Genomic DNA, 15,785 nt, shown 5'->3' on the forward strand with positions numbered 1-15,785 from the left:
TGACAGACGTGATCTGGAATAATCAAAGCACGGAAATCCTCAACAATAGAATTGTTCCTTAATTTTAGTCGTCATAATCAGCACTTATCATCCTGCTATTGATTTCTCGATAGCAGGATAATTTTTGCAAGTTCACAATTTTTGTTATGCGCGCTTCTGTTAATTACAGGCTCAGGTGATGCTTCACTAGGCGGTTTTATGGAAAATATCTCGGGAACACTTCAGCATTGGGTTTCGGTTGATGTGCTGGTCGGCTTGACGATAGCATCCATCATCGGTTTTATTGGATCCTTGATTGCAATACCGTGGATCCTGGTTCGATTACCAAGCGATTACTTTGATTTGCGCGTGCCCCGTCATTGGATGAAAGATCATCATCCCGTGTTGCGTATGCTGGGCCTGATCATTAAAAATGCCGTGGGCGCGCTATTTGTGGCGGTAGGATTCCTGATGCTTTTTCTGCCGGGACAGGGACTGTTGACGATGCTGATTGGAATCTCCCTTCTGGATTTTCCTTATAAGCGAAGACTTGAAGCCAGGATTATCGGACAGCCCGCGATACTCAACGTGGTCAATTCGATGCGTTACAAATTTCATAAGCCGCCCCTTACGCTGTCATCAGAGTTCCATGGATAAATAAAGAACTCCGATTTTTTGTCATGTTGCATTGAAATGATGGCTCAACCGCGCGATGATCTCTGCTGTAAATTACATTGTTTACTTGATTTAACGTTTTCAGCCTCTGATTCGTTGTTTTAAGCGCTTTGCGCACAAGCTCAGTATCCTTCTTCTTTCTGATCCTCGATAGCTACACTGTCGTGCTGGTTAAATAATAGTTTTATTGAATGGCGTAATGTCTTGCGCTGCGACAATTTGTCACATTTTATTTATTCAGTTTTACAGGCAGAATTTGCCGTCAGTCAATACGTCAGTCAGTACATTAAATATATCTTAACTATAGTCACCAATGGGCCAATCATTTCAGTTCAACGTTCTTTTTGAATCTTGCTATCGCGAGCATCATAGCTGGCTGTATGCATGGCTCAGGAAAAATGGTCTGTCAGCGTTGTGCCGCCGATCTTTCGCAGGGTACTTTTGTGCGGTCGTTGTCTTTTTGATCAGCAGCAACGCTAGCAGGCAGGTTTCTTGGAAATTGGCGAGCAGGCCAGAATGCTTCGTTTCACAGGTGTTCTGCCGACTGATGATCCGGAAACTACGCTGCCCATTCGTGCCAAATACTCCAGTAAATGGTTCGTTTGGTTCGACATAGAAAAATGATGGTATTCATGGTTCATATATAACCTGTAACGAGTACTGTCAACGCAAAATAAAATCACTTTCTTCCCTCCGCTCACATCCATCGCGTTGCTGCCATACTTCGTGATGGATGTTTTTTTTATGAAGGGGCATTCAGAACTGCTGCGCTTGATCATGCTGTGTTGAGCTCAGGCTCCTTTTGCTGATGTACTCCATTGAGACTGCGCTCTTGGCTGGATTCTCAGTCTGGATTTTAAACGTGTTTCCATTGAGATTGCCTGGGTTTTCGATTGATGTGGTATAGAAAGTATTAGCGATCTACATTTGCGAGAGCTAACTGATTATAATGAATTACCTGGCAATAATGGGTTTTGGTGTAGGCTTGTCGTTTGTGTGGGCAAATTCAGCCTGGTTTTTGATGAATGAGTTATATGTCACTTTCTGTATTGCCTTTGGCACTTCCAGATGCGCGCGTTATTTCGGAGCTGGCCGAGACGATTTGGCGGCATCATTACGCTGATATCCTTTCGAAAGAGCAAATAGATTACATGCTGACGCAACGTTATTGTCCGGAGTTGATCACAGAGCAACTAGCAATGCCGGATATCTGGTGGAGAAAGTTGGTGCTTGATGACGAAATCATTGGGTTTTCCTGTTGCATGAGTATGAGGGCTTTGAATGAACTTAAAATTGACAAACTGTACATTCATTGCAATCATCATCGTAAAGGCTACGGTACCTTATTAATAGCCGATGCTATTGATATAATGCACAAAAATGAACTGGAATCGGCTATCTTGACCGTGAATAAACACAATGACACGGCGATTTCAGCATATCGGCATTATGGTTTTGAAATCACCAGGGATAGCGTTGTCGACATAGGAAATGGTTTTGTGATGGATGATTACTTGATGACGTTGATTGACGTCAGCCGTTGGGAAAAGCACTGATGAAATTGAAATTTACCAAAATGCAGGGGTTGGGTAATGATTTTGTCGTTCTGGACGGAATCAATCAATCCGTAGCGTTGAATCAGCAGCAAATTCGGAGGCTTGCAGACCGGCATTTCGGAATCGGTTGTGATCAGATATTGCTGGTCGAAAAAGCTGTTGGGCAAGCTGATTTCCGTTATCGGATTTTCAATGCCGATGGCGGTGAAGTGGAACAGTGTGGAAATGGCGCCCGCTGTTTTGTCCGCTATGTGCATGACCATGGCTTGACGGGGAAACGCGAGATTCGTATCGAAACGCTCAGCGGTGTCATCTCGCCCAAACTCGAAATGGATGGAAGCATCACGGTGAATATGGGAAAGCCCATCTTCGAGCCCGATAAAATTCCATTCATGGTGGAGAAACAGGCATTGACATATCAACTTGAATTACCGGCAGGGCCGGTGACGCTTTCGGCCTTGTCCATGGGTAATCCCCATGCCGTTCGGGTTGTGCCCGATATTGAAAGCGCTCCGGTCGAAACGGAAGGCCCGCTGATAGAAGCTCATTCCCGTTTCCCGAAGCATGTCAACGTCGGCTATGTGCAGGTGATTGATCGGAAACACATTAAATTGCGAGTCTATGAGCGGGGTGCAGGTGAGACCCTGGCGTGCGGAACCGGAGCCTGTGCCGCGGTGGTGGCGGGCATCAGTCTGGGATTATTGGATGATCGAACAGTGGTGAGTACGAAAGGAGGGGAGTTAAGCATCGGCTGGGGCGGAAATGATGAACCGGTCTGGATGACGGGGCCGGCAGCGACGGTATTTGAGGGCGAAATCAATTTGTAACCAACCAAGGAAAAATGATGAAACCGGAAGATGTTGCAAAATTTTTACATGAACACCCGCGGTTTTTTGATGAATATGCTGATTTGCTTGCGGACATTCAGCTTTCCCATCCTCAGGATGATAAAGTGATTTCTCTGAATGAACGCCAAGTCATCTCATTACGGGACAGGAACCGTGTGCTACAGGATAAATTGCTCGAACTGATCAGCTTCGGTGAAGAAAATGATGCCATCAGTGAAAAAATGCATCGGCTTGCCATTGCTCTTCTTTCCGTTTCCAATCTGGATGAATTGTTCAATGCATTGTATTTCAGCCTCAAAGAGGATTTTGCTGTGCCTTTGGTTGCCGTGAGGCTATGGAATATTTCTTATGACCAGAGCTCGCCGCATGAGGAATTTACCGCCACCAGCGAAGATGTGCATGTGATCGCAGAAAGTTTGTCACAGCCCTATTGTGGCAACCATGTTGCTGATGAAATCAAACATTGGTTCGGTGAGAGGGCTGAATATCTTCATTCGTTTGCGATGATTCCGCTCAACTCGACCAGGACGATCGGTTTGTTGGTGCTGGGAAGCCCGGATGCCGAGCGATTCTATCCTGAAATGGGAACCTTGCATCTGAAGCGGTTGGGAGAATTGGTGTGTACTACCATTACTCGCTATGACGTGGTTGAGGCCATCAACAATGACAAATTTGACGATCAGGCCTCCAATGAGCAGCAAACCTGAGTTATTGGCTAATGCATTTATCGATCATCTCACCTACGAGCGGCGATTGTCGCCGCTGACCTGCGCCAGTTATGCGCGTGATATTCGGATTTTGCTCAACTATCTCAGCAACGGTGATTTGGAACAGGTTCAGGTGGCGAACATTCGTCAGATGATCGCTCAGTCGCATGGAAAAGGGCTGTCGCCGAAAAGCCTGACCAGAATGTTATCGGCGTGGCGTGGTTTCTATCATTATCTGATTCGAGATCATCACTTTCGGCTTAATCCCTGTACTGGTGTGCGGGTGCCGAAATCGGCGCAGAAATTGCCTCACGTGCTTTCGCCGGATGAAACTGCTCAATTGCTCAATTTTGCACCGAATGATGCTCTCGCAGCACGCGATAGCGCGATGTTCGAATTGTTTTACTCGTCGGGGTTGCGATTGGCTGAGCTTACACAGCTTAAGCCGGTTGATGTCAATTTCGAAGAAGGAACGGTCAGGGTGCTGGGAAAAGGAGGAAAAACGCGTATTGTTCCAGTGGGTGAGCAAGCACTTCAAGCTCTGAAATTATGGCTTGAACAGCGAACCTATCTGCTTCAACCCGGGGTAACGGCGCTCTTTCTATCGCATCGAGGCGTAGCGATCAGTGGCAGAACCATTGCTTATCGCTTGAAACAGCGGGGGAAGTTGCAGGGGCTGCATCAGAATGTTCATCCGCACATTTTGCGTCATTCATTTGCTTCCCACGTATTGCAATCCAGTGGTGATTTGCGCGCTGTTCAGGAAATGCTGGGGCATGCGCAAATTACATCTACCCAAGTTTATACCCATCTGGATTTTCAGCATCTTGCCAAGGTTTACGATTCTGCACATCCACGAGCTAAACGAAAAGCTGAATCTTAGAGAAACGCTGAGTCATTGATTGCACGAATGAATTGCTTGTTGTGCGGTACTTATTTCTTCGCTTAACGTGCTGAGTTGTCTCAGTTGCTGCGTTCCGTGCCGTGCGCCTATTACTTCAGCTCTTTCGCCGAGCTGATCAGCGTTTCATAGGAGGAAAGGCCTCAGACTGACTGCACTTGTTCATTCATCCTCCGTAATTTGCATTTTTCATACCATTTTGCTTGCCGGTCAGTCACTCATGGCTTTTTCAGAGCTTCTGTAAATTTTGCGACACAGCCAGTTGTGTTTTATACGTTATAATGCCATTTTGCAACACATTCAGAAAATGTAATGACAACAATTGTTTCAGTGAGACGCGGCCGGCAGGTTGCATTGGGTGGTGATGGTCAAGTAACACTGGGAGCGGTTGTCGCCAAATCCAGTGCACGTAAAGTTCGACGTCTATATCATGGCAAAATTTTAGCCGGGTTTGCAGGAGGTACGGCGGATGCTTTCACGCTGTTTGAGCGATTTGAAGCTAAGCTGGAAGCGCATCAAGGGCACATCATGCGGGCTGCCGTCGAATTGGCTAAGGATTGGCGCACCGATCGGATTTTACGCAGACTGGAAGCGATGTTAGTGGTAGCCAATGAAGATGCGACATTGATCATCACGGGGGCGGGCGATGTGATAGAACCGGAGCTGGGTCTTGCAGCGATAGGAAGCGGCGGTTCATATGCTTTGGCAGCAGCGAGAGCGTTATTGGAGAACACTGAGTTGTCTCCACAGGATATTGTCACAAAAGCACTCACGATCGCTGGCGATATCTGTATTTATACAAACCAGGATCATGTGATTGAAACGATCGGTTAGAATTTTCTGCACGATTCAACGATTCACTTATCTTCCTTGTCTTTATCAATCAGTTAATTGATGCGCTTGATAATTTGACACTTTTTCAGATCTCATAGAATTTTATATATGTCTCAAATGACCCCCCAGGAAATTGTCCACGAATTGGATAAACATATTATCGGTCAGAATTCAGCCAAGAGAGCTGTCGCTATTGCCTTGAGAAACCGCTGGCGCAGACAGCAGATTGCTGAGCCGTTGCGTCAGGAAATCACTCCGAAGAATATTTTGATGATCGGTCCGACGGGGGTAGGTAAGACTGAGATTGCGCGGCGTCTGGCAAAATTGGCAAATGCGCCGTTCATTAAAATTGAAGCGACCAAATTTACCGAAGTGGGCTATGTCGGCCGAGATGTCGACTCGATTATCAGAGATCTCATTGAAACCGCAATCAAAGAGCTGCGCGAAAGAGAAACGCGTAAAAAGCAGCCGCTTGCTGAAGATCGTGCGGAAGATCGTATTCTGGATGCTTTACTGCCGACTGCGAGGGATTTTGACTCGCAACCGACTGCAGAAGAGCGAGAAAACTCAACACGGCAGAAGTTTCGCAAGAAATTGCGTGAAGGCGAACTCGACGACAAGGAAATAGACATCGATATAGCCGCTCCTCGAGCCAATATGGAGATCTTTGCCCCGCCCGGCATGGAAGATTTAACGTCACAGATACAAGGCATGTTCCAGAACATGACGGGAGACAAAAAGAAAACCCGCAAATTGACGATACGTGAAGCAAAAAAGATTCTTCTCGAAGAAGAAGCCGCAAAAATGGTGAATGATGAAGAGCTGAAACTCACCGCAATCCAGAGTGTTGAGCAGAATGGCATCGTGTTTCTGGATGAAATCGATAAAATCGCCAGTCGTAGCGGAAATACCGGTGGCGATGTGTCACGCCAGGGTGTTCAGCGGGATTTACTGCCGTTGGTGGAAGGCACGACGGTTTCCACCAAATATGGAATGATCAAAACCGATCATATTCTATTCATTGCCAGCGGTGCTTTTCATATGTCCAAACCCTCCGATCTGATTCCGGAATTACAGGGCCGTTTTCCTATCCGGGTCGAATTGGCGAGTTTGAGTGTCAGTGATTTTGAGCAAATTCTGATCAATACCGACGCCTGTCTTACGCGTCAGTATGAAGCATTACTTGCAACGGAAGGGATACAACTGCAGTTTGGTGGCGATGCCATCAAGCGATTGGCTGAAATTGCGTTTTCAGTGAATAGTAAAACGGAGAATATCGGGGCACGACGCTTACACACCGTAATGGAAAAACTACTCGAAGAAATTTCCTATAATGCGCCCAAGCGTAGCGGGGAATCGATCATGATCGATGCTGCCTACGTTGATGAGCGTCTCAAGAATCTTTCTCAGAGCGAAGATCTGGCTCGCTATGTTCTATAGAGCATTAGTTTGAAAGATGCTGACAACGGCTCGTCAATAATCTCTGCGTACCTACGCTGTAATCATGCTTTGAACAAGCGGATGCTGATTAAATGATGAGTCTATTGGCTTGAATGCAGATAGAGAAGTTACTCTTGAAGGGGTATGTACTTAGCCAAGCTGATGGTAGGTGCACCTTTATTGTTCTCTGAACAAAATAGAAATTCCATTCAGCTTGGCCAGATACAGATTAGTTTGCTTCTTGCTCTTGCTCGTTTTTTAATTTTATTAACTTAACAATGCAATAGATTGTTTTATTAATAAGATGATCCTGCTGCTGGTCCACCCGTTCTTGGGTTTTTGATTTTAGCTGGACAGGTTACCATTTCGCCATCTGTGCGATCTCTGATTTTTTCACCAGCTTTTTTTCCTTCACAGGCGATTTTATTGAGTAAGTCTTGAGCAGATACGGGTGGTAATGCAGATTCTTTATTTCCACTTGCAAAAGTAGCGGTTGAGCCGAGTAAAAAGACTGAAGCGATTGCACCCATAAGAATTTTGTTCATTTGAACTCTCCTATATTAAATTTACAAACAAGCCAATGTTAATGCACCTGACTTTCTTTCCAAACATGAATTTATCACAATCATAAATACCATGGCCATTTCTTTTTGAAATCTTGCGATTTGAGCCGCTGAACTATAGCATAATTCAGGGTTAGTAATGAAGTTTTAAGCAATGCTTGTAGAGTGGGTTTTTCTTGAATTGGCGCTGTCATCGTCATTGTTTGCTGCCTTTTCAGCATTGCTTCGAAGTGAGGTTCAAGGTAGATAGCACGAACATCAGATAAATAAGGCGGCTGCTACTCGACGGCCTTCCTCTACCAGAATGTTATAGGTTCGACAGCACGCTCGAGTATCCATGATTTCAATGGCAATCCTCGATTGAGCTAATTGATGCAGCAAAGCTTGTGCGGGAAATCGATGTTTATCCCCCGTCCCCAGAATAATGATTTCCGGGGCATGCACCAGAACTTTTTCAAGGTGTTGAAATTCAAGTTGCGACACAGATGCTACCGCCCAATCCTCGATGAGAAGTTCGGGTAACACAATGAGGTTTTTTTCATAGCGTATCTGGTTAATCAATACATACCCGTCACCATATCCGGTGAAAATATTTTGATGATTAAAATTTGCCAAATGTAATTTCATGGCGAGCTCTCAATGGTAATGATTTGATGCTAATGATGATGCATCATGTTCGTCAAAATACAATTTGATGATCCGAGCTCCTATCATCGAACCAGATTTTCGTGAGCATGCAATCATAGGCTGGTCTTAAGGGCTACTTTCTTATCGATGAAGTTAATTAGCGTACCCAGTGTCTGGAAAGTTTGAGCACTGATTTCATCATCATGGATGGTAATTGAGAAATTTTTTTCCAATGCAACAATGATGGCAACCACGGCTACTGAATCAAGTTCGGGAATATTTCCGAGTAAAACGGTATCTTTAGACATTGAGTCGATTTGTGCATTCAACCCTAATACATCAGACAAGATTTTTTTTGTTTGGGTGGTGTTATCCATTCTTATGATTATTTTTAAAGGCGTAGCATTTTTATAAAAATCGTTGGCAGAATTTATTGGAAATAGGCGGCATGTTAATTGTTTTGTCTGTTAATGTTGGATTTCAACAATTGAATTGATGCGCGCGATTCCACTGATGATGCGACCAGACTTATTCCGTACTTGCACGACTTGTCCCTCCGCAGCATCCGTCAGGGCTTGTCCTTCTGAACTCACACTGAACCCTTTCCCCTGAACGACGAGATTGACTTTCTGACCGCGTAAGATGGCATATGGCGCACGTAGCATCTGCGAGCGCAGAGGTTGACCGGCAGAGATGTTAGTGGTCGCAACTTTACCAATGACTTTTGCGGTATCGGTGGTTATTCCATCCGGCATTTGAGTCACATTCATATTCTGAGGGGTAATGTCTTCATAGGTGAGTGTCTGTCCGGTGGAAATTGGCCGCGTGGCATGAAGAACATTGACCATGATGTTGACTTCAGCCTGAACATAGATAGTCCAGCTTGCGGATGGATTATTACAGCGAACACCGACCGAAGTTCTTCCCCACAAACGTCCTCCTGCTGGCATGAAAGGCTCCAGCTCCGGGCACTTGGCCAGATTAAGATGCCGATCGATATTGTCGACGTTCACGGTGATTTGTCCGGGCAATGTTGCGGTTTGGCTGTAAATAAAATTCTCAACCGCATTTTTTATCAATGAGGTTTCTTGGTATTGCGCAGCAGGTTTTTGTTCATCTGCCAGTGAACAGGGCGAAAAAAACGCCAGCACACTGAATATCCATAGTAAGTGTCGAGTCATGATTAATGGATCGATTGATAGTTTGCCGCTGCCGGCAATTATTGCCGTGAGCTTCGTGTTTTAACGAGAGATTTGCACTTTTATATTGAAAACAGAACTCATATTATGCTTTTATTGTTTATTAATCAGTATGTTAAATAATTATAAATACCTGGCATGCTAAATGCTTATAGTCGGTTAAGAAAAATTTTGATCAGGGTTAATACAATGATTAATAAATTGGATAAAGAACTCAATTTTCATCATCAGGCATTAAGCTTAAGAGTTGCGCGACAAGAATTGCTGTCAAGTAATGTCGCCAATGCCGATACTCCTAATTTTAAAGCGAAAGACATTGATTTCGCTAGTATGCTTCGTGAAAAGCTGGCTACTACTCCAGCTCAAGCCACCGTCAATCTCAATTCGACTTCCCCCATGCATTTTAATTCCGCCGCAGAAGGAATTTTCGGAGACAGCTTACTCTATCGCGTACCTTTGCAACCGAGTGCAGATGGTAACACAGTCGACATGGATCATGAGCGCACTCAATTCGCTGATAATTCAATCAAGTATGATGCCAGTATTTCTTTTATCAATAATGAGTTTAGAAACCTCATGTTAGCTATGCAGGAGAGATAATCATGTCCTTGTTCAATGTGTTCAATATTGCCAGCTCAGCGATGTCCGCCCAATCACAGCGGTTGAATGTGGTGGCCAGTAATCTTTCAAATGCAGACAGTGTGACCAGTTCAACTGGAGAACCCTACCGGGGGCGCCAAGTTGTGTTCAGCACATTGCAGGCCGCCGCAAATGGCGCAAGTGGCGTAAAAGTTGCCGGGGTCGTTCACGATCCTTCGCCAATGCGGCAAGTATTTGAACCCAAACATCCATTGGCTGATAAGAATGGCTATGTGACGATGCCGAATGTGAATGTGGTCGATGAAATGGTCAATATGATGTCGGCTTCGCGTTCCTACCAGAATAGCGTCGATATGATGAATACCACCAAATCACTGTTACAAAAAACATTGACCATTGGTCAATAAAGGAAATCATGATGAGTACTATCCAGCAAACCAATTCCGCAATCAACTCAGCAGTTACGACGGGAGTTTCCAGCAAGAAAACTGTTGAAAACCCACAGGATCGTTTTCTGAAGCTGTTGGTGACTCAGATGAAAAACCAGGATCCGCTCAAGCCAATGGACAATGCCGAAGTGACCAGTCAGATCGCTCAAATTAGTACGGTATCGGGCATCGATAAATTGAACACGACATTACAGGCATTGACCGATGATGTAGGTGAAAGCCTGTCGATGGAGGCCACCGGCATGATCGGGCATAGCGCATTCGTTGCCGGCAATTCAGTCGAATTGAACGGAGGCTCGGCAAAAATGGGTATTGAATTGGAGCAGCCGGTCGATCAAGTTCAAGTAACGATCAAGGACAGTGCGGGTATCACTATTCGTACGATGACTCTGGAGGCGTTCCCAACGGGTGTAAATACCATTTCGTGGGATGGCAAAACCGACAATAACACAACGGCCGCGGATGGAAGCTATACATTCGAAGTGAAAGCAACTCGAGGAGGAGAGGAAGTTAAGGCCACTCAACTCGCTCTGGGCGCTGTAAAGAGTGTTTCCCCTGCTGACGATGGCGCATTGCTGGATATGGGTAAATTAGGAATTGTCGGCCTGACCGACATCAAACAAGTATTTTAATGAGGAGAGCACCATGAGTTTTCAACAGGGTTTAAGCGGTCTGAGCGCTGCATCAACAAATTTGGATGTGATCGGAAATAATATCGCCAACGTGAACACGGCCGGATTTAAACAATCCAGAGCTCAGTTCACCGATATTCTGTCCAATTCAATTAACGGTGCCGGCGTATCTCAAGTTGGTATTGGCGCCAAAGTAGCCACCATCGGGCAATCCTTCAATCAAGGCAACATTTCGATGACCAACAATCCACTGGATATCGCAATTGATGGACAAGGGTTCTTCCGCATGAGCGACAACGGCGCCATAAGCTATAGCAGGAATGGTCAATTTCAGCTCGATGAGCAAGGATTCCTGACCGACGCAAAGGGATTGAATTTGACAGGTTACATGGCTGATGCAGAAGGGAATGTTGATTCCAGCAAAACAGTTAATCTGAAACTGAATACCGCAGATCTGCCGCCTAAAGTGACCTCGAAATTTGACTGGGCTTTTAATTTGGATTCAACAGAACCTCCAGCATCTGTGACTACCTTTGATGCGACCAATCTGGACAGCTTCAATTTCACGAAATCCGGAACCATCTATGACAGCTTGGGTAATTCGCATCAGTTGGCGATTTATTTCCAGAAAACGGCAACTCCAAATACCTGGAATACGTATGTCACTGTTGACGGCAAAGTGGATGATACAACGGGTGCTCCTGTAGGAATAAATCCTTCTTCTTCATCGCTCACTTTTGATGGGGCTGGAGTTTTAACTGGGATAGATGGCGCAGCCGCCGCACCCATTAGCGTATCGGTTAATTTGACTACGCTTGATGCGACGCTTGGAGCCATTTCACCGCTGGTTTTTGATCTGGATCTGACCGAAACCACGCAATTCGGATCAGCTTCGAGTGTCAAATCTAATTTCCAGGATGGTTATTCAGCCAGCCGTTTGGCGGGATTTTCAACCTCTCCGGAAGGGATCATACAAGGAAATTACAGCAATGGTGAAAGCCGACCCATTGCGCAAGTCGCGCTAGCCAACTTTATCAATCCGCAAGGATTGGCTGCCGTCGGTAATGGGCAGTGGATCGAGACACCAAGTTCCGGCCAGCCTCTGGTTGGAGCGCCGAAAACAGGCACGCTCGGTGTATTGCAAGCTTCCGCGATTGAAGATGCCAATGTCGATTTGACAACAGAGCTGGTAAAAATGATCACCGCGCAACGCATGTATCAAGCAAATGCCAAGTCGATAGAAACCCAGGACGCGGTATTGCAGACACTGGTTAATCTCTAATTATTTATTAACTTAGGTGCGATCTTATGGACCGACTTATTTACACCTCGATGACCGGCGCAAATCATACGCTGAATCAGCAGGCAACGGTTGCGCATAATCTGGCGAATGCATCAACCACGGGTTTTCGTGCCGAGAATAATGCATTCCGTGCGGTGCCGGTATTTGGCGATGGATTGCCCACGCGTGCTTTTGTTGTTGATTCAACCACGGCAGCGGATTTCTCGACGGGGCACTTAGAGACGACGGGACGGGATCTGGATGTGGCCGTCAAAGGTTCCGGCTGGATTACCGTGCAGCTCGATAATGGTGAAGAGGCCTATACCCGTAATGGAAGTCTGCAGGTGAGCCCGAATGGCGTATTGCTGACCCAGAATGGACTCAAAGTGAAAGGTGAGACAGGCATCATCGCAGTTCCGCCTGAGACTCGCATCACGATTGGGGTCGATGGAACGGTGTCCTCGGTTCCGATCAATCCGCAGCCCAATACCGTCGCTGCAGTAGGCCGCATCAAACTGGTCAATCCGCCCGAAGACAGCTTGGTTAAAGGCCCCGATGGCTTGTTTCGGTTAAAGGATGGCAAGACTGCGCCGGTGGACGGCAGAGTGCGGCTCATCGACGGTACATTGGAAGGCAGCAACGTGAATGTCGTGCATGAGATGGTCAGCATGATCGCACTGGCTCGTCAATTCGATATGCAAATGAAGATGTTGGATAGTGCTCAGCGAAATGCCGAGCAAGCGAGCGAAATAATGGTTCTAAGAGCCTAATTAAACGAAGAGGTTAACTGAAATGATACGTTCACTATGGATTTCCAAAACAGGTCTTGATGCGCAGCAAACCAAGATGGATGTCATCGCCAACAACTTGGCAAACACTAGCACGAATGGATTCAAGCGCGCACGCGCAGTATTTGAAGATTTGCTGTATCAGACACTGCGTCAACCGGGTGCGCAATCCTCTCAACAAACGCAATTACCATCCGGACTGCAACTCGGCACAGGCGTCAAGCCCGTTGCGACCGAAAGTATTTTTACTCAGGGCGGGCTTCAGCAGACTGACAACCAGAAAGATGTGGCGATTCGCGGTGTGGGTTTTTTCCAAGTGCTCTTGCCTGATGGCACGACTGCCTATACTCGGGACGGAGCATTTCAATCGGATATCAATGGTCAGGTAGTGACTTCCAGCGGTTATCCCGTTCAGCCAGCGATCACGGTACCGCCCAACGCTACCGCGATTACGGTTGCGCGGGATGGGACAGTATCGGCCACGGTACCTGGCTCTACCGCACCGCTTCAAGTTGGGAATATTCAATTGGCCAGCTTTATCAATCCGGCTGGCTTGCAAAAAATGGGCGAGAATTTGTATATGGAAACCGCATCCAGCGGAACACCCAATCAAAATGCGCCCGGAACCAATGGCTTGGGATTGCTCGAACAGAATTTCGTGGAAACTTCCAATGTCAATGTCGTGGAAGAATTGGTCAACATGATTCAAACCCAGCGTGCGTACGAAATGAATTCCAAGTCGATCGAAACTTCCGATCAAATGTTGCAACGGTTATCTCAATTGTAATCAAAATCGCCATGTGGAGTGATGTGATGTTTGAACTCAGCCAGCTAAAGAAAAGCCAGTGTCGCCATATTCTTGGCCTGGGTGTGATATTGCTCTCGGGTTGCGCCATGACACCTTCAACGACGACGCATCAACCCAATACTCAACGGCCTTTCCAGGCGGGTACGGTAGCCGTTCAGCCTACCGGAGCGATTTTCCAGAATGTCAACAGCGCAGTTAACGCTGTTCGATATACCCCATTGTTCGAAGATCGGCGGGCACGAAGCGTGGGTGACACCATTATCGTCGCTCTGAATGAAACGATGAATGCCAGTAAAAGCTCCGGCAGCAATGTCGATCGTTCCGGCGAGCTCGGATTCTCGGTGCCGAATTTTTTTGGCATTCCGTTGAGTTTGCTGCAAAAGAATGCAACGGCTGAAGCCAAGGCGACCAATAAGTTCGATGGCGGTGGCGAAAGTTCCAGTAAGAATAATTTCAAGGGAACAATCACGGTGACTGTGATCGAAGCGTTGCCGAATGGGAATCTGGTGGTGAGCGGAGAAAAGCAATTTGGCATAAATCAGGGTCAGGAATTCGTGCGCTTGTCGGGTGTGGTAAATCCTATCCATATCATCGGCAATACGATTTCTTCCACGCACGTGGCGGATGCGCGCATAGAGTACCGCGCCAATGGCTATCTGGACGAAGCGCAGACGATGGGATGGTTGTCGCGATTCTTCCTGACGATTTCTCCGTTTTAATGGCATGAATGTGAAGAAAGGCTGACAAGCGAGATGAAGATGACGATAAAAAACAAACGGGTTAAATATTACTTTCTTATTCTGTTCTTATGGGGTTTGCTGCCAGGCTTGAGTCATGCGGATCGTATCAAGGATCTCGCATCCATTCAGGGCGTGCGCAGCAATCAATTGATAGGCTATGGATTGGTGGTAGGTTTGGATGGCAGCGGTGACATGACGACTCAGACGCCGTTTACCGTCCAAAGTATCATCAGCATGTTAGGTCAATTGGGTATTAACTTGCCACCCGGCACCAATCTGCAATTACGCAATGTTGCCGCGGTCATGGTGACAGCTTCGCTGCCGGCATTTTCCAAGCCTGGTCAGCAGATCGATGTTACGGTCTCTTCGATGGGTAATGCTAAAAGTTTACGCGGAGGCACATTATTGATGACTCCTCTGAAAGGCGTCGATAATCAAGTGTATGCAATGGCGCAGGGCAATGTCCTGGTGGGAGGAATAGGCGCAGCGGCAGGCGGCAGCAGTGTGCAGATCAATCATCTCGGTGTCGGGCGTATTTCAGGAGGCGGTATTGTTGAGCGGGAGATTCCCACAACGGTTGGGCAGGGCGAGTATGTCAACCTGGAACTGAATACCACAGATTTTTCCACCGTTCATCGCATCGTCGACGCCATTAACGGAATTTATCCATCTGCTGCTACCGCCGTGGATGGCCGTGTAGTGCAGGTGAGAGCGCCTGCCGATAACAGCCAGCGGATCATGTTTATTTCTCGAATCGAGAGCTTGGATATCACGCCGGCCAGGGCACCTGCGAAAGTGATCGTTAATTCACGCACCGGTTCGGTGGTAATGAATCAGGCGGTCACCCTTGAAAGTAGTGCGGTAGCACACGGTAACTTATCGATCATCATCAATACCGAGCCTGTCATCAGTCAGCCTGGCCCTTTTGCACAGCGGGGTGAAACAGTGGTAACTCAACGGTCTCAGGTTGAAATTCGCACCGATGAGGGAAATTTAATGCTCCTACCCAACGGCGCCGATCTGGGTGCGGTCGTGAAAGCGCTGACAGCCATTGGTGCTACCACACAAGATCTGCTTGCCATACTGCAGGCCTTGAAAGCGGCGGGTTCTTTGCGTGCCGAGTTAGAAATCATTTAATCATACGGGTAGATTGCAAC

19 protein-coding genes are annotated in these 15,785 nt (G+C 46.7%); 15 read left to right on the forward strand and 4 right to left on the reverse strand.

The genetic code is table 11. The annotated features are described in order from the left end of the window. The first annotated feature begins 198 nt into the window (after positions 1 to 198). From ABF87_RS07575 to hslU, 7 genes are all read left to right on the forward strand, one after another. Positions 199 to 636, forward strand: a complete 438-nt coding sequence (locus ABF87_RS07575; protein WP_160828534.1) for a PGPGW domain-containing protein — start codon at positions 199 to 201, stop codon at positions 634 to 636. A gap of 1,043 nt (positions 637 to 1,679) precedes the next feature. Then, positions 1,680 to 2,210: a GNAT family N-acetyltransferase gene (locus ABF87_RS07580; RefSeq protein ID WP_160828535.1), complete on the forward strand. Its 531-nt coding sequence runs from the start codon at positions 1,680 to 1,682 to the stop codon at positions 2,208 to 2,210. Further along, positions 2,210 to 3,037, forward strand: a complete 828-nt coding sequence (dapF, locus tag ABF87_RS07585; RefSeq protein WP_160828536.1) for a diaminopimelate epimerase — start codon at positions 2,210 to 2,212, stop codon at positions 3,035 to 3,037. The genes ABF87_RS07580 and dapF overlap by 1 nt, the downstream gene beginning before the upstream one ends. A gap of 14 nt (positions 3,038 to 3,051) precedes the next feature. Further along, the gene (locus tag ABF87_RS07590) at positions 3,052 to 3,765 is read left to right on the forward strand and encodes a DUF484 family protein (protein ID WP_240143587.1); all 714 of its coding nucleotides are present in this window, start codon (positions 3,052 to 3,054) and stop codon (positions 3,763 to 3,765) included. Further along, entirely contained in the window at positions 3,749 to 4,648 is a 900-nt protein-coding gene (xerC, locus tag ABF87_RS07595) for a tyrosine recombinase XerC (protein WP_160828537.1), read from the forward strand. The genes ABF87_RS07590 and xerC overlap by 17 nt, the downstream gene beginning before the upstream one ends. Before the next feature lie 330 nt (positions 4,649 to 4,978). Next, positions 4,979 to 5,500, forward strand: coding sequence for an ATP-dependent protease subunit HslV (hslV, locus tag ABF87_RS07600; RefSeq protein WP_160828538.1), 522 nt, complete (start codon positions 4,979 to 4,981; stop codon positions 5,498 to 5,500). A gap of 108 nt (positions 5,501 to 5,608) precedes the next feature. Next, complete coding sequence (hslU, locus tag ABF87_RS07605) at positions 5,609 to 6,940, forward strand: ATP-dependent protease ATPase subunit HslU (protein ID WP_160828539.1); 1,332 nt, start codon at positions 5,609 to 5,611, stop codon at positions 6,938 to 6,940. 296 nt (positions 6,941 to 7,236) lie between these two features. On the opposite strand, the gene ABF87_RS07610 is transcribed toward hslU, so the two are convergent. From ABF87_RS07610 to flgA, 4 genes are all read right to left on the reverse strand, one after another. Beyond that, positions 7,237 to 7,485, reverse strand: coding sequence for a hypothetical protein (locus tag ABF87_RS07610; protein WP_160828540.1), 249 nt, complete (start codon positions 7,483 to 7,485; stop codon positions 7,237 to 7,239). A gap of 276 nt (positions 7,486 to 7,761) precedes the next feature. Continuing rightward, positions 7,762 to 8,130, reverse strand: a complete 369-nt coding sequence (locus ABF87_RS07615) for an Mth938-like domain-containing protein (RefSeq protein WP_160828541.1) — start codon at positions 8,128 to 8,130, stop codon at positions 7,762 to 7,764. A gap of 113 nt (positions 8,131 to 8,243) precedes the next feature. Then, positions 8,244 to 8,507, reverse strand: a complete 264-nt coding sequence (locus ABF87_RS07620; protein ID WP_164503186.1) for an acyl carrier protein — start codon at positions 8,505 to 8,507, stop codon at positions 8,244 to 8,246. Between the two features lie 90 nt (positions 8,508 to 8,597). Then, entirely contained in the window at positions 8,598 to 9,311 is a 714-nt protein-coding gene (gene flgA, locus ABF87_RS07625; RefSeq protein ID WP_160828542.1) for a flagellar basal body P-ring formation chaperone FlgA, read from the reverse strand. Positions 9,312 to 9,518: 207 nt separating this feature from the next. Between flgA and flgB the strand changes: the two genes are divergently transcribed. Genes flgB through ABF87_RS07665 form a run of 8 tightly spaced genes read left to right on the forward strand, consistent with a single transcriptional unit; the run spans position 9,519 to position 15,765 of the window. Then, entirely contained in the window at positions 9,519 to 9,929 is a 411-nt protein-coding gene (flgB, locus tag ABF87_RS07630; RefSeq protein ID WP_160828543.1) for a flagellar basal body rod protein FlgB, read from the forward strand. A 2-nt stretch (positions 9,930 to 9,931) separates the two neighbouring features. After that, a complete protein-coding gene (flgC, locus tag ABF87_RS07635; protein WP_160828544.1) occupies positions 9,932 to 10,336 on the forward strand; it encodes a flagellar basal body rod protein FlgC in 405 nt (134 codons plus the stop codon). Positions 10,337 to 10,344: 8 nt separating this feature from the next. Further along, positions 10,345 to 11,010, forward strand: coding sequence for a flagellar hook assembly protein FlgD (locus ABF87_RS07640; protein ID WP_345789893.1), 666 nt, complete (start codon positions 10,345 to 10,347; stop codon positions 11,008 to 11,010). A gap of 13 nt (positions 11,011 to 11,023) precedes the next feature. After that, complete coding sequence (flgE, locus tag ABF87_RS07645) at positions 11,024 to 12,292, forward strand: flagellar hook protein FlgE (RefSeq protein WP_160828545.1); 1,269 nt, start codon at positions 11,024 to 11,026, stop codon at positions 12,290 to 12,292. A 26-nt stretch (positions 12,293 to 12,318) separates the two neighbouring features. Then, a complete protein-coding gene (gene flgF / locus ABF87_RS07650; RefSeq protein ID WP_160828546.1) occupies positions 12,319 to 13,062 on the forward strand; it encodes a flagellar basal-body rod protein FlgF in 744 nt (247 codons plus the stop codon). Between the two features lie 22 nt (positions 13,063 to 13,084). Continuing rightward, a complete protein-coding gene (gene flgG / locus ABF87_RS07655) occupies positions 13,085 to 13,867 on the forward strand; it encodes a flagellar basal-body rod protein FlgG (RefSeq protein WP_160828547.1) in 783 nt (260 codons plus the stop codon). Between the two features lie 26 nt (positions 13,868 to 13,893). Then, positions 13,894 to 14,607, forward strand: coding sequence for a flagellar basal body L-ring protein FlgH (locus ABF87_RS07660; RefSeq protein ID WP_160828548.1), 714 nt, complete (start codon positions 13,894 to 13,896; stop codon positions 14,605 to 14,607). A 39-nt stretch (positions 14,608 to 14,646) separates the two neighbouring features. Next, positions 14,647 to 15,765: a flagellar basal body P-ring protein FlgI gene (locus ABF87_RS07665; protein ID WP_160828549.1), complete on the forward strand. Its 1,119-nt coding sequence runs from the start codon at positions 14,647 to 14,649 to the stop codon at positions 15,763 to 15,765. The last annotated feature ends 20 nt before the right edge of the window (positions 15,766 to 15,785 follow it).

Origin of the sequence: Nitrosomonas sp. JL21 (genome assembly GCF_009833095.1) — a bacterium.
In the GTDB taxonomy this organism is placed as follows: Bacteria; Pseudomonadota; Gammaproteobacteria; order Burkholderiales; family Nitrosomonadaceae; genus Nitrosomonas.